The sequence below is a fragment of the Leptospira paudalimensis genome, from assembly GCF_026151345.1.
GTDB lineage: Bacteria > Spirochaetota > Leptospiria > Leptospirales > Leptospiraceae > Leptospira_A > Leptospira_A paudalimensis.
This window is the reverse complement of the sequence record NZ_JAMQPR010000001.1, coordinates 2050160-2073471: the sequence shown is the minus strand read 5'-3', so window position 1 is coordinate 2073471 and position 23312 is coordinate 2050160. Positions and strand designations below refer to the sequence as shown.

The following is a 23312-nucleotide window of genomic DNA, read 5'->3' as shown; positions in this document are numbered from 1 at the left end:
GCTATGCTCAATTTAGATTTTCTCACATCCCAATTCCTAATCCTTGCCCAAGAAGAAGGAGCTAAGTCTTCTCTTCAGTCGCTCATCATCATTCCGATCATGCTCGTGGCAATGTACTTTCTTGTGATCCTCCCTAACAAAAAGGAAGAGAAAAAAAGAAAAGAAATGATCACGAACCTCCAAAAAGGAGATACTGTTGTGACAAGTAGTGGCCTTCACGGTAAAATCGTAGAGTTCAAAGACAATAATGAAACAGTTGTTTTGAATGTGGCAGCGAATACAAATGTAACATTTGATACTAGCGCTATCCTCAAGAAAAAAGCATAAGATGAAATCATTCTTCTCCCTAATACTGCTTCTAGTTTTTACAACATCCCTCTTATCACAAGAGGGTTTGGATTTTTTGGATAAGGTGAATGATAAACCTAAAACTACCACTAAACCCAAGGAAGATTCAGTCCAAACAACAACCAAAAAACAAACAAACGTTGTAACTCAGACTGGAACCACAACAGGGAAGAAGAAAAAATCCAAAAAGAAATCAAAACAAAACCAACTGGCTACAGAAACCGTTCCACAAAATAATAATTTGGTGGCGAACCAAAATGGTAATCCAGTGGTTGTGGAAAAAACTTTGAATCCAGTGGAAAAACAACCATTGGTGACCGAAGAGGAAGAAGTTGTAACCAACGCAAATTGGTTAGATCCACAAGTCTCTGTAGAACCGTCTGGACTTCCAGGTTTTGCTTCTGACTTAAAATTAGCAAATACTGAAGTTACGAATGTTGCATCTGAATCAAATGGAAACAAAGATTCAGGAAAATCATTCTTTAACTTTTCCGATTTTTTTGCAAAATACAAAAAAGCAATGATGATCCTTGGAATCATCATTCTATTTGCTTTTTATAGACTTAGATCCGCACGTCCAAGCTCTAGCAGCCGTTCATATAGAAGATAAATTTTTTTAGGAGCAAACCAACTTGCAATCGTATCGACTCTTACTTCTACCGTTTTTCATATTAGTGGTATCCTTTACCATTTTATACCCAAACTTTGCCGACCGTACTTTAAAAGTGGTTGTGAGAGAGGATGTGTATTCACTTCCTGAAGCAGATCAAAAGACGCTTGTTAGTGGGCTTTTTGATCGTTGGGAAAAAGATTATGGAAAAAGTTCTGGTTGGACCATCGAACCAAAAGGAACACTCCCTCCTAAAGAAAATCCTTTTTATACAATACAGGGACGTTTTATCACTTCTGCTAAAATTAACCAAATTTCCCAAGAGAACCAAAGTCTTGTGAATGAATCCAAAAACAAATTGGAACCTACATGGATTGAAAATATGATCCGTGGCGGAAAATCTTTATCCATCAAACTTGGTCTCGACTTACAAGGTGGGATGAGAGTTGTTTTAAAAGGGGATTTTGAGGATTATACTTCAAAATTACGTGATTTGTATGCAAAAGAAATTACGGAATTAAATCTTACATTGAACAACCAAGCGGCAAAACCTGAAGAGAAAGAAAAAGCTAAAAATCGACTTTCTGAAATTGAATCTAGTTTTGATTTATCTCCGATGCGTAAGATCGTTGAGTTAGAAAAAGCAAAGATGATCATTGATAATCGTCTCACAACTCAAAACCTAACAGAACCACAAGTTAGGATCCAAAAAGAACAAGATGCGATCGAAGTTTCCCTTCCTGGTGTTTCTAACTCCGCTGCGATTTTAGAAATTTTACAAAACACGGAAACTGTTGAATACCGCTTAGAAGAACCAAATCCATTTACATTCAAATCTCAAATTGCTGAAAACGAGAGACGAATGATGGATCTTGGACAAAGAGAAAAAACTGATATTTATTTATTCCAAGAACTTGTAAAAAACAAAGCAGGGAAAAAAGCCCAAGATGAGTTTTTGGCTGAACTAGAAAGAAAATACAATATTCCAAAAGATTACAAAGTGTATGCGATGTGGGCTCGTGGGAATTCTGCTAAGTCAACGTTACTCCCTAGAAGTTTTGTAGTTTTGGAACGTAAAATTGCCCTCTCTGGCAATGATATGACCAATGCACAACCATCTTATAATTCCAATTCCTATGGATGGATGGTAAGTTTCACCCTAACACCAAATGGTGCTGAGAAATTTTTTGACCTAACTTCTGAAAACCGAGGCCGTAACCTAGCAATTGTTTGGGGTGATAAAGTGATCTCCAATCCTGTGATCAATGATCCAATTGCTGGTGGTCGTGCCGAAATTTCTGGAAGTTTTTCTGAACAAGAAGCCATTCGTTTGGCAAACGTAATTTCAGAAGGGGCATTACCGATTCCACTTTCCGTTTTGGAAATGCGTTTTATTGGACCAACCCTTGGGATTGAATCCATTGAAGTGGGTGTAAAGGCTGTTGCGATTGGATTTTTCTTAGTGATGGTTTATATGATCTTCTATTACCGCTTAGGTGGTTTTATTGCTGATCTTTCCTTACTTGTGAATATCATCATCCTTGCGGCTCTTTTAACACTTATGGATTTTACGCTTACCCTTCCAGGGATTGCGGGGATCATCTTAACAGCTGGTATGGCAGTCGATGCAAACGTAATTATCTATGAAAGGATACGAGAAGAAATCGAAGAAGGAAGGGCATTGTCCATTGCTGTTACGAGGGGTTTTGAAAATGCCTTCTGGACCATTATGGATGCAAACGTCACAACTTTAATTGCAGGGATTTTAATGATCCGCCTTGGAAATGGACCTATCAAAGGTTTTGCGATCACACTTTGTTGGGGTATCGTGACAACACTTTTCACATCCTTATTTTTATCTCGTTTGTTTATGGAACTTTCTGTGAACCGAATGGGAATCCATCATTTGAACTTAAGGCCTTTTTTCTTTGGAAAAAAAGAGGGTAAACATGCGTAATATCAATTTCACGAAGTATAAATACTTCACTCTTAGTCTTTCTTTCTTAGCAATTGTATTTGGTTTTGTTGTGACATTTTCGAAATACGGTGGGTTTGCTCACTCTCTCGATTTTAATGGGGGACTTCGTACGGTTGTTGAACTCCCAAAAGACAAAACAAGAACTGATATCGAAACATATTTCCAATCCAAACAAATTGAAGCTGTTGTGATTTTACTGGAAAAGGAAAAGAATATTTACCAATTGGATATTGGTCTCGGCTCCCTCCCTACAATTGAAGCTCTCTATAAAGAAATCCCTGAGGACAAAAGAGAATCTTCTACGTCGGCGATTGACAGGTTTGTTCAACTTTTACGTTTTGAGTTTAACCTTCCTAAAGAAAAAGTTTTATCTGCAGACCAAGTAGGTGCAGTTGTTGGTGGAGAATTAACAGAGGTTGGAATCACCTTACTTTTAACTACACTTGCCATCATCCTATTGTATTTGAGCATTCGATCGCAGTTTAAGTTTGCCCTTGCATCAGCTATTGCTCTTGTTCATGATATTTTGATGACACTTGCTCTCATCGGATTTTTACAAATCAAACCAAGTGTACCGATCATTGCAGCACTGCTTACGCTACTTGGATATTCTATCAATGATAAAATTGTGGTGTTTGACAGGATTCGAGAAAATGCACATGGAAAAGATAATTTAGCTCTTTCCAATATCATCAATGTATCGATTGCACAAACTCTTGGTAGAACTATCAATACATCGTTTACAACAATGATCTCCGTTGTGGCTATCATTGTAGGCGGAGCAGCAGAATTGTATGACTTTGCCTTTGTATTACTATTTGGTGTAATCGTTGGAACTTATTCTTCCATTTACATTGCAGCTCCCATTTCTGAGATTTATGACCAACTCAGGAAGAAAAAGTTCGCTTAACTTAAACTAAATGGATGTAGGGAAAAAGAAGGAACTTTATTCTCTACATTCCTTACTCGGGTTTCTTGCCATGGGCAAAACCGGTGGAAACCCCCCTGTCTCAGCAGTTCTTACCAATGAAAATGGGGATGTGTTAGAAAAAGCACATACCCAAGAATTTGGAGGAAACCACGCTGAAAGGGAACTTTTCTCCTTATTTGCAAAAAAACATTCCCAATCCCAAATTAGACCCAACCCAATCCCTTCAGATTCCATTTTATCTGTTAGCCTTGAACCTTGTACTCATTTTGGAAAAACACCACCTTGCCGAGATTTGGTGATAGAATACCAACCGAAAGAATTACTTGTGGGATGGAAGGACCCAAATCCACTAATTACATCTGGAGATTGGTCTTCTTACAAACAAAAGGGGATTCAAGTTCGATTGGATCCCGTTCTTGCAAATACATCCTTACCTTTTTTACAAGGGTTTCTCAAACGTATGAAAACTGGATCCCCTTGGGTTTGGATCAAAGTTGCCACTTCGAAAGAAGGGAATTATACAAGTTCTGATTATCGAAAAGAAAGAGTCAGTGGCGAAGACTCAGACATATATTTACAAATGTTACGTGGGAAATTTGATGCAGTAGCAGTGGGTCCTAATACATTAAAAGTCGACGAACCATCGTTAAATTTTAGAATCACTGATTCTATGATTAAGATAGCTGGAATTCTCAAACGAGTTACAGAACTTATTCCATTTTTTGACGCAGCTAGCCATTTGTTTTCTGCACTTTCTCAGTGGGGGAAAGAATCTGTTGTAACTCATCAATTAGAAGAAGAAAAATACCAACCTTACCGTGTCTTTGTTTTAGACATGAAAGCCCTTCCCAGTGAGTCGTTTTGGAAAAAACAAGAAGAACTGAACGAACGGTATGCTAAAAAACTTTGCCTTTTTTTCCAACTTAACAATGAAAATGGTGTTGGTATTCGGAATGGTTTACCAGATCAAATCAAATCTAAAATTGAAACCCTTTCTTCCCATCCTGTATTTCCAATTGAAAAAACGGATGGGAATTTGTTTTTACAAACATTGGGTAAAATTGGCATTAATACTGTGTTATGTGAGGCGGGAAGTTTTTTCCCAAATTTTTTAGAGAAAGAACTCGCAGAGGAAGATTGTATTTTGGAGATACGGAATTTGGAAAAATCGATTCCCGATGGAATTCCATTTTTGTATCATAATGAACCAATTCACTCTGAATTTGCAATTGGTTCCAATTCTATTTTCATTCGGAAACCAAAAAGGAGAATTTAAACTATGTTTACAGGCCTTGTTGAAACTCTTGGAAAAGTCATCCAAATTGAACCCATTGATTCTGGGATCCAATTTACTGTTGTTACAGAATGGGAGAATCCTGATATAAAATTAGGTGATTCCATTGCTATCAATGGCGCTTGTATGACAGTTACCAAATTTTCTGATTTGGGGAATATTTTTCAGTTTTATGCATCTTTTAAGTCTTTGGAACTAACCAACTTATCGAGATTAGGGGAAGGATCTGTTGTCAATCTAGAACGAGCTATGGCCATGGGACAACGGTTTGGTGGTCATATGGTCCAAGGCCATGTCGATGGAGTTGCAAAAGTCATCAGCCGAAAACAAATTGAAAATGAAGTCGAAGAGTTTTGGGTGGAGATCCCAGAAGACCTACGCCGGTTTTTTGTGAAAAAAGGTTCCGTCACATTGGATGGAATCAGCTTAACCGTTGTAGATATTGAAGATGGCAAAATCCAACTCATCCTTATACCAGAAACCATGCAAAAAACAAATGCGAAGTTTTGGAAAGTAGATGGAAAACTCAATGTGGAAGTGGATGTACTTGCCAAATACATTGAAAACTATTTGGCAAAAAGAGGGGAATCGTAAGGAAATTAATTTCTTTTTAGTAAATCGTCAATGTCGGAATCATCAGAATCCCCGTCGACGTACCTCGTTTGAAAATCGGAACTACTCAGAATCTCAAAAAACATATCCAGTTTAGCGAGTTTGAAAACGTTTTGGATCATCGGTTTCATTCCAACGAGGAGGAGTTTTCCTTTTTTGTTTTTTAAGGAATTAAGGCTTTTGATGAGAGATCCAATTCCGGAAGAGTCAATGTAATCCAGCCGACTCATTTCTACCGAAACAAGACTTGGGCTGGATTCGATGAGTTTGTTAAAAATCGATTCAAATTCTTCTGTTGATTCGATATCAAACTTACCTGCGATTTCTATCGTTTTGATCTTCCCTGTGGTGTTTAATTTTAGCTCCAAAGCTCCCTCCGATCGAAACATTTAGACAAAAGAAATAGGAAAAATCAATGAATTTCTTTGGGAATCTTCTTTAATTCGGAACGGCTTTCAGAGTTTTAGTATATAGAGGCCTTTCCCCATGATACGTCCGATCGAAGAAGCAATCGAAGAAATCCGCCAAGGCAAAATGATCATCCTCGTCGACTCTGAAGACAGGGAAAATGAAGGAGATTTGGTCTGCGCTTCCCAATTTGCAGACAAAGACAAAATCAATTTTATGGCGACCCATGGACGGGGACTCATTTGTGTCCCAATGGAGAGAGAAAGGTTACAGAGCCTGGGGCTTGGCAAAATGGTCGATGATTTATCCCTCGGTGACAAACATGGAACTGCCTTTACTGTTTCGGTTGATGCCAAACAGGGTACAACAACAGGAATCTCTGCTCATGACAGAGCAAAAACAGTTGAAGTTTTACTCGATCCAAATACAAAACCGGATGACTTGATGCGTCCAGGTCATTTATTTCCCTTACAAGCCGTGACTGGTGGTGTTTTACGAAGAGCGGGTCATACCGAAGCAGCTGTCGACTTATCTAAGTTAGCAGGTCTTTATCCAAGTGGTGTCATTTGTGAAATCATGAATGATGATGGATCAATGGCAAGGATTCCTGATTTGGAAAAATTTGCAAAAACTCATGGTCTAAATATATATACCATCGAAGACCTGATCCGATACCGCCGACACAAAGAAAAACTCATTCACTTAGAAGTAGAAGCAAATCTTCCAACCGAGTTTGGTGATTTTAAAATCAAAGCATATTCCACTCAGATTGATGATAAAATTCATATGGCTCTTGTGAAAGGTGAAATCGATCCAAATAAACCAGTACTAGTAAGAGTGCATAGTGAGTGTTTGACTGGAGATATTTTTTCATCTCAACGTTGTGATTGTGGACCTCAACTTCATAACGCCCTTCGAATGATCGAAAAAGAAGGAACTGGTGTCCTACTTTACATGAGACAAGAAGGACGTGGGATTGGAATCATCAATAAACTAAAAGCATATTCCTTACAAGAAGGTGGCCTGGATACAGTAGAAGCCAATGAAAAATTAGGTTTTGCTCCTGACCTCAGGGAATATGGAATTGGGGCACAAATCCTACGAGACATCGGGGTAAAACAGATGAAACTCATCACGAATAACCCTCGTAAGATTGTAGGACTTGAAGGATACAATTTGCATGTTACGGAGAGAGTGCCGATTGAAATTGATCCTGTTGAAGAAAATTCTCGTTATTTACAGACGAAAAAAACAAAATTAGGTCATCTGCTCAACCTGCACGGTTAAGAACCGAATCGATAAGCTCTCTTCATTATGGGGAGAGCCTTGACCTAAGCCACTCGTGTTTTTGTTTTTCAAATAAAATGCGATCGTGTAATCTTCCTACTCTTCCTTGCCAAAATTCGATTTTGGTAGGGGATACAGAATACCCTCCCCAAAACTCTGGCATCGGAATTTCCTTTCCTTCCCATTCTTTGGAAAGTGAGGCAAATTTTTCTTCTAAATATTCTCTCGATGGCACCACCGAACTTTGGTTTGATGTGTGAGCTCCGATTTGCGATTCTCTTGGGCGAATTGCAAAATAACGTTCTGATTCTTCTTTTGGAATTTTACTTGCGATCCCTTCAATGCGAATTTGCCTTTCTAGTTTTGGCCAAAAAAAATTCAAAGCCACTCGATTGTTTTCACTGATGTTTTTGCCTTTATCAGAATGGTAGTTCGTGAAAAATTGAAATTCATTACGGATTAATCCTTTTAGAAGTACAATCCGTACGCTTGGTTGTCCATCTCTGTCTACCGTGGCTAGGCTCATAGCATTGGGTTCTGGTTCTCCTTCTTCTTTTGCTTCGGAAAACCAAAGGGAAAACAGTGCCAAAGGATCAGTTCCAGCTGTGTTTTCTGAAAGAACAGAACGTTTGTATGTTTGGCGCATATGTGCTAGGTCATTTATTGGTTCCATAAATCTGAAAATCCTTCCCATTCATAATTGTGAACGATGAGTTTGCAAAAAAAAGTAAAAAAGAGTCCAATCGAAAAATAGAGTCCCATGGGAACTTTTGTTCCTTTGAGTGGTTCTCCTTTTTTTCGAAGTACCAAACTAAAGGTAACGGCAAGTAAATAGGATGTATTCAGATACACGATCCAAAAGGGATTCCCTGCAATGGCAGCAAAAACAGGTGAAAAAAGTACGTCCCCTAGACCCGTCCCACCACGAAACACGAGATAGATGACAAGATAAAAAGCGAAAAAACTCAAATACACAAACAAATGTTCGAGTCCAATGGTTTCACCAAACAAAAGGAAGTTCGACAAAAATCCAAAACCGAAAAGGAAGGGAAGGTTTTCATAATCGAGAGATAATTTTTTTGCATCTGTCATCATGGAAATGAGAAGGTGGCCAAATAAAAATAGAAGGCAAATTGTACCAAAAAGGGAATCAGAAATGGAATACACAACCACTGCAATGATTCCAAATAAAAATTCAGATAAGGGGTAGAGTTTGGGAACGTTGATCTGACAATGATCACATTTTCCTTTCGTTAAAAACCAACCAAAAATGGGAACCAAATAGAGTTTGGTTATGGGAGTTTTACATTCGGGGCAGTGGCTTGGTTTTGTAAAAATTACTTGCCAACGTTTGAAACCTTGGAACTCTTTTCTTCCTTTTTCATAACAGTAATATAAAATTCGGTCAGCGAGTGTGGTATAAAAACTAGCAAGTGCACCACCAAACAAAAACAAGATGGTGACTGTGGAAAGTTTCCAAAGAAAAAACCAATTTGTATCTTCGAAAAAGTCCACAGTGAATGCCGAATCCAGTAACCGAATTATGATTCTTTTGCCAATTCTTGTAAGGCTTTCATCCCACGTTTGAGTGTATCCCATTCGGTGGCAAAAGAAAGTCTGACATAGTTTTTGGAATCGCAGAAGATAAACCCAGGAACAAGGATTAAATCTTTTTTCACAGCACGTTTGATGAACTCCTCATCTTCACAAGGCACTTGGAAAAAAGAATAAAAGGCACCTCCCGATTTTTGAATAGGGTAATGGTCTTTTAAGGATTCGTATACAAAATCACGTTTTTCTTTATAATCTTGAATATAAGTGCTCATGTCGGTTTTTAAAGCTTCGATTCCTGCCCACTGTGTGATGGATGGCGCACAAACAACAGTATATTGCTGTAAGGTGGTAAGTGCCTTGATGACTTTGTCTTCGGCAAGGATGGTTGCAAGTCTAAGCCCTGTCATATTATAGGTTTTGGAAAAGCCAGTGAGAGTGATGGTTTTTTCATACTCACTTCCGATGGAAAAAAACTTCCCATCAAAATCGAAAAGTTCATAAATTTCATCACTGATGAGGTATGCTCCCGTGTTTTCCGCTAAATTGGCAAGAGCCCGGAGTTGTTCTTTGGATAAAACCTTTCCTGTTGGGTTCGATGGATTGGAAAAGATGATGAGTTTGAATTTTCGGTTTTTTAGTGCCTCAACATCATTTGGAGTAAAGTTTTCGGAAAGAGGGACAACCTTTCCTCCGTAAAACTTAAGCATGGCAGGATACATTAAAAAATAAGGAGAGATCACGAGGCACTCATCGCCTTCGTTCACAAGAGCATTAAACAATAAAAAGAGTGCTGAAGAAATCCCCGAAGTCACAAGGATTCTGTCTTCATGGGCATACTTCATATGATTTTGGGTTCTGTATTTTTCGGCCATGGCCGTTTTTAATTCTGGAATCCCCGCGGTAAGAGTGTAAGAAGTTTTTCCTTCGATAGCAGCTTTATTCATCGCTTCAATAATGTTAGGTGGGCAAGGAAAGTGAGGTTGTCCGATACTCAAATTGATCGGGTTTTGGATGCTCCTTGCAAGTTCAAAGGCTTTTCGGATGGGGGAGGAGTCGATCCCATTCATTCTATTGGCAAATTCCATGGAATCATCATGGTTTTTTGGGGAGGTACGGGTCAATAGAATTTGGTTTACACCCTGGAATTGAGTAGAAATCTGAAGGATATGGAATTTGTAACCATCGCCGATGTGAAAGTGCCGGTTCTCCCGCACTCCGAAAAATTTCCCGTTTTCCCTTCTAGCCTTGTTGAAACTGACTCGGTGAAACAAACCTTACAAAAAATCCTTTACCCCATGCTCGAAGGTATGCCAGTCCTCCTCGTCGGAGATGCTGGTGTTGGAAAAAATGCTTTAATCTATTATATCAATTCGCTTCGGAAACAACCGACACTTCGGTTCAGTTTTAATGAGGACACACTCCCAGAAGATTTGATTGGATCGTATCGTATCCTTCTCGATGGGAAGGGTTTTACTTGGTCGAACGGTCCACTTACCAATGCTCTTTCCGAGGGTTTAAGTTTTGTGGCCGATGAGATGAACCTCTGTGCACCAAACATCATCAAACGATTTTCCTCTGTCTATGAATCCAATTACCTCGACTTACTCGAGGGCAGTGGGGAACGAGTCAAAGGCAAAACGGGTTTTTGGTTTATTGGAACCCAAAACCCAAGTGAAGGATTTGAAGGTCGTAAACCCTTACCCTTCGATATTACCAAACATTTTGCAGTTGTTTATGTTGATCCGTATACTCCCGATGAGATGTTTTATATCTTAAAAAAACTTTATCCCATGTTATCGGAAGAGGTTCTAAAACAAATCATTCGCATCAGTATCGAATCGGAAAAACGAATTAAATCTGGTGAAGTTGGAAAAGGGGATTTAGAAAAATACCATTTTAATTTACGTAAGCTCCAAAAGTATTGCAACCGATTGGTATTATTTGGTGCAAAAGACAAAACGGTTTCGGTTCGCGAAGCCTTGTATCTCTTTGAGGAACCATTCCGTAAAAAAGAAGACCGTGACAAACAAAGAGAACTCATTGAATCGGAGTTTGGTGGTGCCGTAAAACTCGTTCCTACCAAAGGGTATGTACAAGGATCTACCATCTTCTGGAATGACAAAGAAATCAAAACTTGGGACGAAACAAAAACGATCTCCCTTCTTTCCAAATACCCTACACCAGAACCCATCCTTCATTTCCTGGACCAAGTGTTTACCGCCATCCAAGCAAAAGAAAACATCCTTATCGAATACAGAGAAGACCAGGACCCACAAGAATTTTTACCTCTCTTTACAGAACTCACAGGCATCCAAATTGAATCCGTGATGTTATCCAAAGGGATGCATACTTCGGATGTGGTGGGTGCCTTAAAACCAACAGAAGAAGGAAATATTGAAAGTGTTACTTGGGTTGATGGACCACTAACGCGTGCTATCCGAAATGGCCATATCATCCTTATCTCTGGTCTAGAATCGGCTGGGGCAGAACTTGTTGAAAAAATGAATATGTTAACGGATGATGCAAGGTCTCTCACTCTGCCACCAGAGTCTGGAGAATACCTTCCTGTCAAACTGACAGAAACCTCTGTGGTTTTTGGGATGAAGTCCTTTCGTGCTTCTAAGTCTGTGACAACGATCTCTCGTGCCTTCCGTAACCGTTTTACACCGATTTTATTTCCTGAGTTGGAAGATGTAAAAGTCTTAGAAGAAATTTTGGAATTCTTTTTACCAGAAGGGGTGTTACCTAGATCTCTTGCACGGTTTCACCTCAAAGTAAAAGAACTTTCGGAAAAACGTACGATTGGTTCGGCAAACCTTATGCCTTACCGATTTGGGATCGCAAACCTTCTCAAATGGAAAAACCATATCTATCGTTACAACCAAACCGATGTAAAAGACATTGCCATTCGGGGTGGAAAAATTTATTACACGAACCAAATTGCCGATCCTAAGGAACGAAAGGAACTGGAACGCCTGTTAGAGGGTTACCTCTCTGGTGTAGAAGTGGTCTCAACACTCTTCGAGGAAATCGAAGAGAAAAAAAAAACATTTACCGTTGAGTCAGGGCTAAATCGTAAAAATTGGTGGGATCCTGAACTTCACAAACGGGATCCCCTCACAGGTGTTGCGAAAAAATTAAACTCTGGTGAAGAAACCAAACGGGGAATTGAGATTAATACACCCGAAACAGGTGGAGGAACCAAAGAAGGACCTGATGCTTGGTATGGCCAGGACACACAGGGAAACCAAGGCCAAGGAGAACCACAAGGTGGTGGTGGTGCTTGGGGTTACCGCACCGAAGAACTCTATAAACAATTCTTAAAAAAACGCCGTCTGCTTTGGGATTATTCCATCATGGTGGGTCTCGAAGAATTTAAATCGGTGTTTGGAAAAGAGCTCGAAGAAGTCGAACTCAACCTAGAGCAACTCTTTGATCCTGAAATTGACATCCACCGCATGTACAAAAACGAAGGTTCAAGAGTGGACGCAAGGAAGTACATCTCTTACAAAAGTGGAAGGGGTGATACCAAAATCTTCGATAAAACCACCATCGAAAAAAATGATGAAAAGCTGAAAGGGGTAGAGGTCACCTTCCTTGTTTCCAAATGTAGAAGGATCTTTAACTTTGAGTATTCGATTGCGATGTTATCAGCCCTACTTGTGAGTTTGCATATTCTGAATGAACATGATATCAAAACAAGTGTTCATACCTTCTGTGATATCAAAAACTCAAAAGACACTGTGGATATTTTTAATCTGAAATCAGCAGAAGAAGACTACACCCCCGAGAAGGAAGAGGAAGTATTCAGTGCCCTTTGTAAAAATTGGCAAGGGGACAGCATCCCTGAATTCCAAGTCCTTTCGAATTGTGAACGTTATTTTTCACCAGATGCCCAAACCAAAATCATAGTCATCCTATCTGACTTCCGAGGCCAGAGGGCAAAGACCTACATTGAGGACGAACTCGCTTCTTTTGACACGAGAAAAATGAAAGAAGCTGTACTGAAAAACGAAGAGAAAAATTATGTATTTTTAGGGGTAGGACTTGGTTCTCGTTACATTGCAGAACATGTGTTCCACGACTCGCTTCAGATTACGGCTGACAATTTTTATTCGATGCCAAATCTCATTGGGGCAGAAATTGCAAGGCTTGTCCAAATCCACCATTCCTTAAGACAATAATCCATATGGGCAAAACCAAAAAAGACGATAAACCACGCGGAACCGATCCTTTAATCAACAAAAAGGCAAAGTTCAATTTCGAACTGCTAGATTCGTTCGAAGCTGGTGTTGTTCTCACAGGATCTGAGGTAAAATCCCTAAGAGAAAAAAAGGGAAACCTTACTGATTGTTTTGCCAAAGTGAGAAATGGGGAAGTATTCTTAGAAAACTTTCAAATCCCTCCTTACAAAAACGGAGGTTATGCGAACCACCCTGAGATTCGCCCACGAAAACTCCTCCTCAAAGCAAAAGAAATTGAAAAGATAGACCGTTCCATCAAAGAGAAGGGGCTTGTGCTTGTTGCCACACGTTGTTTCTTTAAGAACAACCGTTTGGTGAAGATTGACGTCGCTTTAGCCAAACCAAAAAAATTATATGACAAACGTGACGATATCCAAAAGAAGGAAGCCAAAATCGATATGGAAAGAGCCATGAAGGAACATTTACGCAAATGAAGGGACTTCCCGTTGTTACCATAGTCGGTAGACAAAATGTGGGGAAATCCACATTATTTAATGCCATACTCCGAGCACAAAGTGCCATTACAGAAAACACAGCAGGTGTTACACGTGACGTTTTGCAAAAAACAGTCGAACGTTCTGAGTTTAAAATTCCATTTACCTTGTCTGATACACCAGGACTTGATATTGAGAACATCGATGAAATCTCAAAAGAAATCATCGAAATAGCTTTTGAACATTTGCGTAATTCTGATCTTATCTTACATGTCATTGATCACAAAGACTTACGAAAATATGATCACAAACTGATCGATCTTTTCAAAAAAGATGAAATTCTTAAAAGTAAAAATGTACTTACCCTTATCAACAAAGTGGATACCGAACAAGATGAATATGATCTGGAACCATTTTACAAACTGGGGTTAAACGAACTGCTTCCGATCTCTGCCCTTGGGCGCCGCAATTTTGATTTACTCTACCAAAAAATTAATTTTTTCCTACCAGACAAAATTAAAACCCAAGAAGACCCGTATTGCAAAATTGCCATCATCGGGAAACCAAACTCTGGTAAGTCGTCTCTTCTCAATACATTTCTTGGTTACAAACGAGCAGTGGTGAGTGATGTTCCTGGCACCACAAGGGATTCAGTATCTGATCAGTTTTACTTCCAAAACCATAAATTGGAAATCATCGATACAGCAGGGATCCGAAGGAAATCCAAAACAGGCGAAAGTTTAGAATTTTATTCGTATAAAAGAACCTTACATAGTTTAGGTGAAGCTGATGTGGTCGTACTTCTCGTAGATGCCATGAAAGGCCTTGGTGAATTTGATAAAAAAATCTTCGGGGAAATCCAAGAACTGGGAAAACCCATGATCGTTGCGGTGAACAAATGGGACCTAGTCCCTGAAAAAGAATCCAATTCCTGGAAACACTACAAAGACCGAATGGAAGGAAAACTTTCCATACTCAAAGAACGCCCGCTCCTCTCTCTTTCTGCTAAGGAAAAACTCCGCACCCACAAACTCTTAGAAGAAGTGGTTTCCCTCTTTGAAAAGTCCCAAAAAAAGCTCACGACTCGCCAATTAAATGACTGGTTAAGCAAGTGGGGGGGAAAAAATAAGGTACAGAAGGCATCGAACCGACCTCCGAAGGTGTATTACGCCACCCAGGTCTCGCAGATCCCTTTTAAAATATTGTTCTTCGTGAACGACACAAAACTCTTTCCCTCAAATATTTTGAGTTTCTACCGAAAGAGTATAGTAAAGGAATTTGGACTCGACGGCCTTGCGGTTGAGATCGAACTCCGTAACAGAAACGAAGGAAAGGAGGGCAGGGAATGATTCTTGCCGCAATCCTATTCAGTTACCTTTTTGGTGGCATTCCGGTGGGGTTTATCCTTGCCAAACAAGTGCGAGGGATTGATATCCGTGAGCACGGTAGCCGAAATATCGGTGCCACAAATGTAGGCCGAGTGATTGGTTGGAAGTATGGATTTTTAGCTCTGCTTCTCGATGCTCTGAAAGGTTCCATCCCCGTCATCTCTGCCTCTTACATTGATTCCCCTTATTCTCTTACAACAACGGAAATCCTACTCGGTTCCGTCGCTATCCTTGGACATACCTTCACACCCTTTCTCCACTTTCGAGGTGGAAAAGGTGTCGCAACTGCCCTTGGGGTGTACATGACCCTAGTTCCCATTGTGACAGTTTGTGCAATTGTGATCTTTTTGATTGTCTATAAAATCTCTGGATTTGTTTCTTTAGGGTCTATCCTGGCAACACTTTCCATGCCTCTTTGGTACTTTGGTTCTTCCAAGGTATTACCTAGTGCCGACTACCAGCCGATCATCTTTTTTGTGTTAGTTGCTACTTTTTTTCTCATCACTTATTCCCATCGGGAGAATATCAAACGTCTCATTTCAGGAAAGGAACTGAGAGCTTCTCAAGATGCAAAATGAAAGGGAATCCACACTCTCGCAGAAAGAAAAACTCTTTCTCATTACCAAGTTTGTAGAAGACCATCCAGAGGCAGAAATCCAAGACTTTTACAAATGGTTGTATTATGGTGAGTTTGGAATGGATGAATCCACTCTCCTCATGACCGGAAAACTTTCGATTCCAGAGTTACACTTAGTCCTTAGCGAAATCAAAAAAGAAGAAGAAGCGAATGTAGAATCAGAATTTGTTTGGGAACCTGTTGGTCTTGCGGCAAGGTATGTAAAAGTATACCTCACGAAGTACTACCATATGGATTGTCCAGTCAAACGGATTGTCAATTTACTCGAACGTTCTCCTGCCTTTCGTGGGGCTCGGATGAGTTTTAAACTGGATTGGAATTTATTAAAAGAAACTGTCCTGGAACTTCGACCGGAACTCACTCGACGTGATTTTATTAATTTTGAAGAGCGTATCAATTTCCACCAATTACCAGCTCTACCACATACAGATGGTTATGCGGAAAAAAATCCTTTTGCATACCGAGTGGTTTCTCAAAAATTATTTTTCGATTATTTTCCTGAGTTTGAAGACAATGCTGTCTTTCATCCTTTTTCCGGAAACGAATCCATCATCGGATAAAGACTTCGTTTTAAATACCGGATCTCCTTTCGGATGGACTGGATTAGAATTTGGTTTTTTCGTTTTGGATCTAAATCTTTGTGGCGTAACAAATAAATTTCTGTTTTGCGGATGAGTCTCCGTAAATAGGATTCACTTTGCATCCAAATCCATATCTCCGAATCTTGGAAGGACGATGCAGAAGATTCACTTTCAAATGCATTCAGTTTGGATTCGATGAAGGTTAGATCTGTTTTGATCTTTCGAAAAAGTGCCTCGCCACTATTGTGTATGGTTCCTTGTGAGGTGATTCCTTTTTGGGTACCTCCTTTTTTCTGGCCATTTACTTTTCCCGACCAAATGGAAAACTCACGCCATGGGTAATTGTGATTGGGAATTAGGCTTAACTTATCTTTCGCGGCCTTGGGAGAAAGGGAGGGGATCCCTTCCATCTTTGCCCCGTCTTCATTTACATTCCAAAGTGACATTTCTTGCACGCTTGTGGCGGACTCTTCAAACCAGTGACGGTACAAATCGAGAACATAATCCGTTAATACCTCGCCTCCACTACAAGAAGGAACGTAACGAGTTTCGCGTTTCCGGATGATGACTTCATTGATCCGTTCGAGGCTATTTTTGCGACTAACTTGCATTAACCATTTTTCATTATGATGGGTACCTGTGGAATGGATTTCACGTCCTGAATACGCAAGGTCCTGGCCAAGAAAGTAGACACTGCCAAATCCCATAAAACGTAACATATCAAAGGCAGTTGTGGCCACAGACCCACCTGATTGGATATCACCCACATCATGGAATACATGTTCAGCGAGTTCCCCACCAGCTGTAACTTCCCTGACAAGGGATCCTTCCGCATCCACTTGGTATTTTGCAGTCACCGAATGGACAACGGATGTAAACATTGGTTCTCGGAGAAGGGTCGGGGAACTCACTAGGTCGGCAAAAAGGGGAATGTCTCCGAGGGATTCACCCATAAAATGAAAAAAGGAATTGGTTTGGGCATCGAGTGTGACCACTCCATCTGCTTTGATTCCCGCTTTGATGAGAACTTTCAGTGAAGTATCACAAGACAGAACAAATACTTTGTCTCTTACTTCTTGTAACCAAGATAGGTTCTTTCGTAAACTAGGACCAGCTGATACGAGTACGGCGGTGAGTCCTTTAAACTTGTCACGAAGTTTGGAGATTGGGAATTTGACTGGAAGATTTTTTTCGGCATGAACAAGATTAAACACACTGTTTTTAATCCATAACCTTTCAAACTCAAACTTGGTGAGTAGGTCACTCATCTTGGCTGAAAATACAGTTTGGGTTTTGTCTTCCAATTCTTTGTAAATGGGATTTCGGTTTGTGTCTGTTGGATTCCGAATGATTTTAAGTCCACTCACTCGTTCAATGGGAAGGGATTCTAAGTAATTGAAAAAAAGCGGATAAAAGAGTTCTCCCGAAAACAAATGCCTTCCCGGCACTTGTAAAATGGATTTAAGAATTGGATCCCATAAAATGGGAACCAGTGTTTCGTCCTCTCCCACAAAAATTAAGATCTGGCCTGGGTTTAATTTTTCACTGACACTTGTTAGGAGGTGAGGATTTCCAAGTCCAAATAAGATCACTACATCAGTTTGTTTTAAAGAATAGGTGTCCAAGAGTCGTGTGGCTTGTGTTAGGGGAGAGAAGGAAGAAGAGAGTGGGTTCCCATCTAATGAGACATAATATTCCCCATCTTTCTTCGCTCTGTGTAATTCCCAGTTTTGAACAGACTGAAAGTTTTTGAAATAATTTTGTAAGTATGGCTTCCGTTCAAAAATTTCACTGGAAATCGGATCGATCATTTGGGACATAATACTATCTAAGGTTTTTTCTTATGTCTCTCAAGACCTGTCAACTGGGAAACAAGGAAATCAAACGGCAAAACAGATATGCATTTAAAAAGCCTAAACATTGTTGGATTCAAAACATTTGCAGATGAGACCGAGATCAATTTTGATCCAGGGTTTACCGCAGTCGTCGGACCTAATGGTTCGGGAAAATCAAATATTGTCGATTCCGTTAAATGGGTTTTTGGTGAAAAAAGTGCCAAAGGTTTACGCGGCGAAAAAATGGACGATGTCATTTTCCATGGAACAGAGAGTAGGCGAGCTGCTGGGTTTTCCGAAGTGTCCATCCTCTTCGACAACGATGACCGTTTTTTTAATATCGATTACCCTTCCGTCAAAATCACACGTAGGCTTTACCCTGACGGCGAAAACGAATACTATTTAAATGATATCCGCACCACAAGAAAGGACATCGAAAAAACCTTACTCGATACAGGGATTGGGAAATCCAGTTATAGTATTTTAGAACAAGGTCGAGTGGACCAAATCCTTAATTCCAAACCAGAAGAAAGACGTGCTATCTTTGAAGAGGCAGCTGGGGTTTCTCGTTTTAAATTAGACCGCAAAGAAGCGACAAAAAAATTAGAAGACACAAACCAAAACCTTCTTCGGATCCATGACATCATGAGTTCCATGCAAAAGGATTTGGAAGTTAAAGAAAAACAATCCGAAAAAGCAGAACAATACTTCAAACTCAAATCTGATTTAGATGAATCCGATAAAAATTTACGCTATTTAAAGCTTAAAGACTTTAAACGTCGGATGAAAAAATCAGATGAAGAACTACAAGAGATCCGAGAAAAAAATAAATCGATTTTATCCCTCATCCAAAACGAAACCAATTTGATTTCGGAAAAGGAAACAATCAAAGAAGCAAAAGAAAGAGAAATTGCAGAGATTGATAAAAAATTATTCGATCATCTTTCCAAAAGCCAAATCCAAAAAGAAAAAATCGCCAAAAACAAAACCTTCATCCAAGAATATGAATTACGCATTGGTGAAATCCTATCTTCCTTAGAATTGGAAAACCAAGCGACCATCAAATTGGAAGTGGAAAAAAAGGCAATTGAGCTTGAAAACGAACGCCAAAGGGAAATCCAAGCAACTCTCCAAGAAGAAATTACAGAATTAGAATCCAAACGTGTTTCTTTGGAACTTTCCATCAAAGAAGAAGAAAAGGCGATCGAAGAAAAAGAAACTCGCATCGGGGAAAATGAAAAACGACATATCACCCTTCGCGAAAAACAAAAAACAGTCATCCTTGAACTCATCCAAGAGTTGGAGAATAAAAAAAGAGAATCCAAAGAAGGCGAGGAGATCCGAAACCAAAACAAATTGGAGCTCGTATCTCTTACTAATGAATTCCAATCCAAATTACAATTTGCACTCAATCATTTAGAAGATTCAAAACTGAATGAAGCAAAAGTTGTTTTAAAAGAAATTCGATTGGATCTGTATTCGGAAAAACTCAGTGATTTCCTCAAAAAGGAAGATGATTTCAGAAACCTTCTGTTTGATAAAGATGGGATTTTATCCAAAAAAGAATCCATCGACCAAGAAATTGAGGATTTAATCCTAGAAAATGAAAACCTAACACGTGGAATTCGAGACAACCAAAGTAATATCATTCTCTATCGTAATCAGTGGGAAGAAACAAGAACCCAAATTGTAGAATTAGAGAAAAAACTATTAGAATCCAATTCAAGATTAGAAAACCAACAAAAGGAGATCTCTGTCCTGGAAGAAAGGATCGGAGAAATCCAATTGCGAATCTCTGGTGCCAAAGAACAAGAATCTGTGATCCGTGAGAAAAAGGAAAGTTTAGAGAAGGAAGTTGAGTTCTTAGAAAAAGAAATTGAAGAAGCCTACCAAGAATTCCTTTCGATGAGTCGGATTTTGGAATCCGAAAAGGAAACCTTACAAAGTTTAGTGGAAGAAATTTCTGGAATCAAATCGAATATTTCGAAAAACCAAGAAGTCTTCCAAAATCTTTTACCATTATTATCCGAAAAAGAACGAACTAGTTCCGCACTGAAAGTGCAAATTGATTCCCTCGTGGAAGAGTTGTACAATGATTATTCCTTAACGGATTCGGAACTAGAAGCAGAAAGGGGAGGTTTAGAATTGGAACAAAAAGCAGAAGAAAGACGTCTTCGTTCTGCCAAATCAGAAATCCAACTCCTAGGTTCCATCAACCCTCTTGCGATAGAAGAGTATCGCAATATCAAAGAAATTTACGAACACAACCTAAAACAAAAACAAGACATTGAAAGTTCTAAAAAAGACATCGAAGAAGTGTTAAAACGAATCAATGAAGAGTCTGAAAAACTCTTCCAATTGACCTTTGAACGAATCAAAGAAAACTTCCAAGAAACATTCTCGACATTGTTCAATGGGGGACGAGCTACTCTTGAACTTACCGAAAAGGAAGATTCTTTGAATTCTGGAGTAGAAATTATGGCGGAACCTCCAGGGAAACATGTTCAAAACTTACGTTTGTTATCTGGTGGTGAAAAATCACTCACAGCGATTGCACTTCTTTTTGCAATATATATGGTGAAACCAAGTCCATTCTGCTTTTTGGATGAGATTGATGCGGCTCTTGACGAAGCAAACAAACTTCGTTTTTGCCAAATCCTAGACCGTTTCAAAGACAAAACACAATTCATCGTTGTTTCTCACGCACAGTCCACCATCTCAAGGGCCAATGCGATTTTTGGAGTCACCAATGAAGAACCTGGGATCTCCAAGATCCTTTCGTTACGTTTGGATGAAGCAAAATCCTTCTCGAAACAAATTTCCCAAAAAACTGGAACTGAGAATTAACAACAGATAAGTCCTAAAAATGAACAATCCGATTGGATAAAAAACCTCGGAATTGGTCTGGAGATAAAAAAACCTAGGAGAGTGATCCCCTAGGTTTTTCTTTCGATTCGAATCTGACGTAAGACTACGGAAATTCTATTTGTTTGCTTGCATCTCTTTCATGATACAAGTGGAGAAGGCTTTACAACTGTCACCTGCTGTGAGGCAACTCGCAATTTTATTGTAGTATTTAGGTCGGTTACAATTGAACTCACAACCTCTACGGAGAGTTGATTTTTGTTCTTCTGTTGCATTCGGATTCACTTGGACCGAACAATTGTAAAACTTATCACAAGCTTCTTTACACTTTGGAAAATCTGCTGCTTGGATGGATCCGGTGAATAACACCAGAGCCAAAATGGAAAACAAACGGTTTGTTTTGTTCATACCTTGTCCTCTCGATCTTTGGTAGCGAAGACGGGAGTCGAACCCGTGACCTCAGGGTTATGAATCCTGTGCTCTAACCATCTGAGCTACCTCGCCCTATAACCTTAGATCGTTTGGTTGAACTAAATCTTTAGTTCTTTTGTCATTTTTTGAATGGATAGGGAATGGTAAAGAAAAAAAAGCCCCGGGGTTACCGGGGCTTTTTCTCTTAGCAAGAGTAAGTAGTGAGGAATTCGTATGGGTGAGGGCGACCTTCCCATGGCCAAATTTCTGTTTCAAACTTATAGTGTTGGTATGTTTGTAAGAAGTTTTCAGTGAAAACATCTCCTTGTTTGAAGATTTCTCTTTGAGCAAGCATCTCTTCCATTGCTTCACGAAGTGTGTGAGGCATTTGGCGGATTCCTTTTTCACGGATTTCATCCAATGAAAGTTCAAAAAGATCTTCTTCACGTGCAGGACCTGGATCAATCTTTTCAGCCACACCAGCCATACCAGCCATAAGGAGAGAAGCGAACGCCAAATATGGGTTAGCTGTAGAATCTGGGAATCGGAATTCCACACGTTTTGCTTTTTCGCCACTCACAAAAGGGATACGGCAAGAAGCAGAACGGTTTTGTGCAGAGTAAGCTAATATCGATGGTGCTTCAAATCCTGGGATGAGTCGTTTGTAAGAGTTAGTGGATGCATTTGTAAACGCAGCACATGCTCTTGCATACTTAAGTACTCCACCTACATAGTTAAATGCGAAGTCAGATAATCCTTGGTATTTGTCTCCTGCAAAAAGGTTTTTTCCACCTTTCCAAAGAGAGATATGAACGTGCATACCATTACCATTATCACCAAAAAGTGGTTTTGGCATGAAGGTAGCAGTTTTTCCGTGTTTATGAGCAACCATCTTAACGATGTATTTTAGCTTTTGAACATTGTCTGCAGCTTCAATGAGTGTTCCAAATTTAACACCAATTTCACCTTGTGCTTGGGCAACTTCGTGGTGGACCACAAAAGTTTCCATTCCAATGGCTTCTAATGTTTTTACAAATTCTGCTCTAAGGTCAACTTGAGAGTCAATTGGAGCTACTGGGAAGTAACCACCTTTCGTTCCAGGACGATGTCCTGAGTTAAAGTTGATTTTTCCTGTGTTGTTTGAACCTGGAATTTCAGAGTGAGTGTTCCAGATCCCTTCATTTGAATCTAACTCATAGTATTGGCAGTTGATTTCATCACGAACTTTCAAACTATCAAATACGAAAAATTCATTTTCTGGTCCAAAGTATGCAGTATCTGCAATTCCGGATTTATTCATGAATTCTAATGCTTTTTTCGCGATGGATCTTGGGCATTTTTCATAGTATTGGTTTTTGTAGATATCCCAAACATCACAGAACATAACAAGTGTTTTGTCTGCTGTGAACGGATCTAAAAATGCCGTAGAAATTTCTGGATGTAATTGCATATCGGAAGCATTGATTGGCTGCCAACGAGCAATCGAAGATCCATCAAAAGGAATTCCTTTGAATGTATCTTCATTTACGGAATTCACATAATACGATACGTGGTGCCACATTCCTTTGATATCCGTAAATCGGAAGTCATAGAAAAGGACTCCATTTTTTTTGGCATACTCAACCACTTCCTTTCCGGAAGTAAATTTTGGGGTTGCGAACTGCATTTGATTCTCCTTCGTTCAGAGGTCGGTCTGATTGTTGTAATCTGTTACCACTTTAAATGCAAGATTTATACCAAGGCATTTCGACCGAAATATAAGGGTTTCGTGGAGTTTCTAAGCAGATTGTTTTGAAAATGGTGCTTAGACACGAAACAGATTGCATATTTAAAATGATAAATGCTTAAAATATGTGCATAATACACTGTATCTAAGCCTCCGCCATTCCAATGTA

Annotated in this window: 20 protein-coding genes and 1 tRNA gene; 13 read left to right on the top strand and 8 right to left on the bottom strand. The window is 39.5% G+C overall.

Going from position 1 to position 23312, the window contains the following annotated elements:
• The first annotated feature begins 3 nt into the window (after positions 1–3).
• The 6 genes from yajC to ND855_RS09665 all read left to right on the top strand — a co-directional run bounded on the left by yajC (position 4) and on the right by ND855_RS09665 (position 5755).
• Positions 4–327, top strand: a complete 324-nt coding sequence (yajC, locus tag ND855_RS09690; protein ID WP_265358172.1) for a preprotein translocase subunit YajC — start codon at positions 4–6, stop codon at positions 325–327.
• Position 328: 1 nt separating this feature from the next.
• Entirely contained in the window at positions 329–958 is a 630-nt protein-coding gene (locus tag ND855_RS09685; RefSeq protein ID WP_265358171.1) for an SRP-less Sec system protein, read from the top strand.
• Positions 959–980: 22 nt separating this feature from the next.
• Positions 981–2915: a protein translocase subunit SecD gene (gene secD, locus ND855_RS09680; RefSeq protein ID WP_265358170.1), complete on the top strand. Its 1935-nt coding sequence runs from the start codon at positions 981–983 to the stop codon at positions 2913–2915.
• A complete protein-coding gene (gene secF, locus ND855_RS09675) occupies positions 2908–3846 on the top strand; it encodes a protein translocase subunit SecF (RefSeq protein WP_265358169.1) in 939 nt (312 codons plus the stop codon). The genes secD and secF overlap by 8 nt, the downstream gene beginning before the upstream one ends.
• Before the next feature lie 70 nt (positions 3847–3916).
• Complete coding sequence (locus ND855_RS09670) at positions 3917–5143, top strand: bifunctional diaminohydroxyphosphoribosylaminopyrimidine deaminase/5-amino-6-(5-phosphoribosylamino)uracil reductase RibD (RefSeq protein ID WP_322113534.1); 1227 nt, start codon at positions 3917–3919, stop codon at positions 5141–5143.
• A gap of 3 nt (positions 5144–5146) precedes the next feature.
• The gene (locus ND855_RS09665) at positions 5147–5755 is read left to right on the top strand and encodes a riboflavin synthase (protein ID WP_265358167.1); all 609 of its coding nucleotides are present in this window, start codon (positions 5147–5149) and stop codon (positions 5753–5755) included.
• 5 nt (positions 5756–5760) lie between these two features.
• On the opposite strand, the gene ND855_RS09660 is transcribed toward ND855_RS09665, so the two are convergent.
• Positions 5761–6141: an STAS domain-containing protein gene (locus ND855_RS09660; RefSeq protein ID WP_265358166.1), complete on the bottom strand. Its 381-nt coding sequence runs from the start codon at positions 6139–6141 to the stop codon at positions 5761–5763.
• Positions 6142–6259: 118 nt separating this feature from the next.
• On the opposite strand from ND855_RS09660, the gene ND855_RS09655 reads away from it, so the two are divergent.
• Complete coding sequence (locus tag ND855_RS09655) at positions 6260–7468, top strand: bifunctional 3,4-dihydroxy-2-butanone-4-phosphate synthase/GTP cyclohydrolase II (protein WP_135591707.1); 1209 nt, start codon at positions 6260–6262, stop codon at positions 7466–7468.
• Positions 7469–7493: 25 nt separating this feature from the next.
• On the opposite strand, the gene pdxH is transcribed toward ND855_RS09655, so the two are convergent.
• The 3 genes from pdxH to ND855_RS09640 are packed head-to-tail and all read right to left on the bottom strand — an operon-like array spanning position 7494 to position 10107.
• Positions 7494–8132, bottom strand: coding sequence for a pyridoxamine 5'-phosphate oxidase (pdxH, locus tag ND855_RS09650; protein ID WP_265359372.1), 639 nt, complete (start codon positions 8130–8132; stop codon positions 7494–7496).
• A complete protein-coding gene (locus ND855_RS09645; RefSeq protein WP_265358165.1) occupies positions 8129–8983 on the bottom strand; it encodes a prepilin peptidase in 855 nt (284 codons plus the stop codon). Before ND855_RS09645 ends, pdxH begins: the two co-directional genes overlap by 4 nt.
• Positions 8984–9009: 26 nt before the next feature.
• Positions 9010–10107: a pyridoxal phosphate-dependent aminotransferase gene (locus tag ND855_RS09640; RefSeq protein WP_265359371.1), complete on the bottom strand. Its 1098-nt coding sequence runs from the start codon at positions 10105–10107 to the stop codon at positions 9010–9012.
• Between the two features lie 81 nt (positions 10108–10188).
• Here ND855_RS09640 and ND855_RS09635 point away from each other — a divergent pair, with 81 nt between their 5' ends.
• Genes ND855_RS09635 through ND855_RS09615 form a run of 5 tightly spaced genes read left to right on the top strand, consistent with a single transcriptional unit; the run spans position 10189 to position 16285 of the window.
• Positions 10189–13206, top strand: a complete 3018-nt coding sequence (locus ND855_RS09635) for an AAA family ATPase (RefSeq protein WP_265358164.1) — start codon at positions 10189–10191, stop codon at positions 13204–13206.
• Between the two features lie 5 nt (positions 13207–13211).
• Positions 13212–13700 carry an SsrA-binding protein SmpB gene (smpB, locus tag ND855_RS09630; protein WP_002974168.1) on the top strand — a complete coding sequence of 163 codons (489 nt, stop codon included), beginning with the start codon at positions 13212–13214 and terminating at the stop codon, positions 13698–13700.
• Positions 13697–15049: a ribosome biogenesis GTPase Der gene (gene der / locus ND855_RS09625; protein WP_135662870.1), complete on the top strand. Its 1353-nt coding sequence runs from the start codon at positions 13697–13699 to the stop codon at positions 15047–15049. The genes smpB and der overlap by 4 nt, the downstream gene beginning before the upstream one ends.
• Entirely contained in the window at positions 15046–15666 is a 621-nt protein-coding gene (gene plsY / locus ND855_RS09620) for a glycerol-3-phosphate 1-O-acyltransferase PlsY (RefSeq protein WP_265358163.1), read from the top strand. Before der ends, plsY begins: the two co-directional genes overlap by 4 nt.
• Positions 15656–16285: a hypothetical protein gene (locus ND855_RS09615; RefSeq protein WP_265358162.1), complete on the top strand. Its 630-nt coding sequence runs from the start codon at positions 15656–15658 to the stop codon at positions 16283–16285. The genes plsY and ND855_RS09615 overlap by 11 nt, the downstream gene beginning before the upstream one ends.
• On the opposite strand, the gene ND855_RS09610 is transcribed toward ND855_RS09615, so the two are convergent.
• Entirely contained in the window at positions 16249–18126 is a 1878-nt protein-coding gene (locus ND855_RS09610) for a motility associated factor glycosyltransferase family protein (RefSeq protein ID WP_265358161.1), read from the bottom strand. The genes ND855_RS09615 and ND855_RS09610 overlap by 37 nt on opposite strands.
• A gap of 78 nt (positions 18127–18204) precedes the next feature.
• On the opposite strand from ND855_RS09610, the gene ND855_RS09605 reads away from it, so the two are divergent.
• Entirely contained in the window at positions 18205–20988 is a 2784-nt protein-coding gene (locus ND855_RS09605; protein ID WP_265358160.1) for a chromosome segregation SMC family protein, read from the top strand.
• 135 nt (positions 20989–21123) lie between these two features.
• Here ND855_RS09605 and ND855_RS09600 read toward each other — a convergent pair whose 3' ends face one another.
• From ND855_RS09600 to glnA, 3 genes are all read right to left on the bottom strand, one after another.
• On the bottom strand, positions 21124–21414 hold the full coding sequence (locus ND855_RS09600; protein ID WP_100716712.1) for a Cys-rich protein: 291 nt from the start codon (positions 21412–21414) through the stop codon (positions 21124–21126).
• Between the two features lie 19 nt (positions 21415–21433).
• A tRNA-Met gene (locus ND855_RS09595) sits at positions 21434–21510 on the bottom strand.
• Positions 21511–21622: 112 nt separating this feature from the next.
• Complete coding sequence (gene glnA, locus ND855_RS09590) at positions 21623–23083, bottom strand: type I glutamate--ammonia ligase (protein WP_100716713.1); 1461 nt, start codon at positions 23081–23083, stop codon at positions 21623–21625.
• Between the last annotated feature and the right edge of the window lie 229 nt (positions 23084–23312).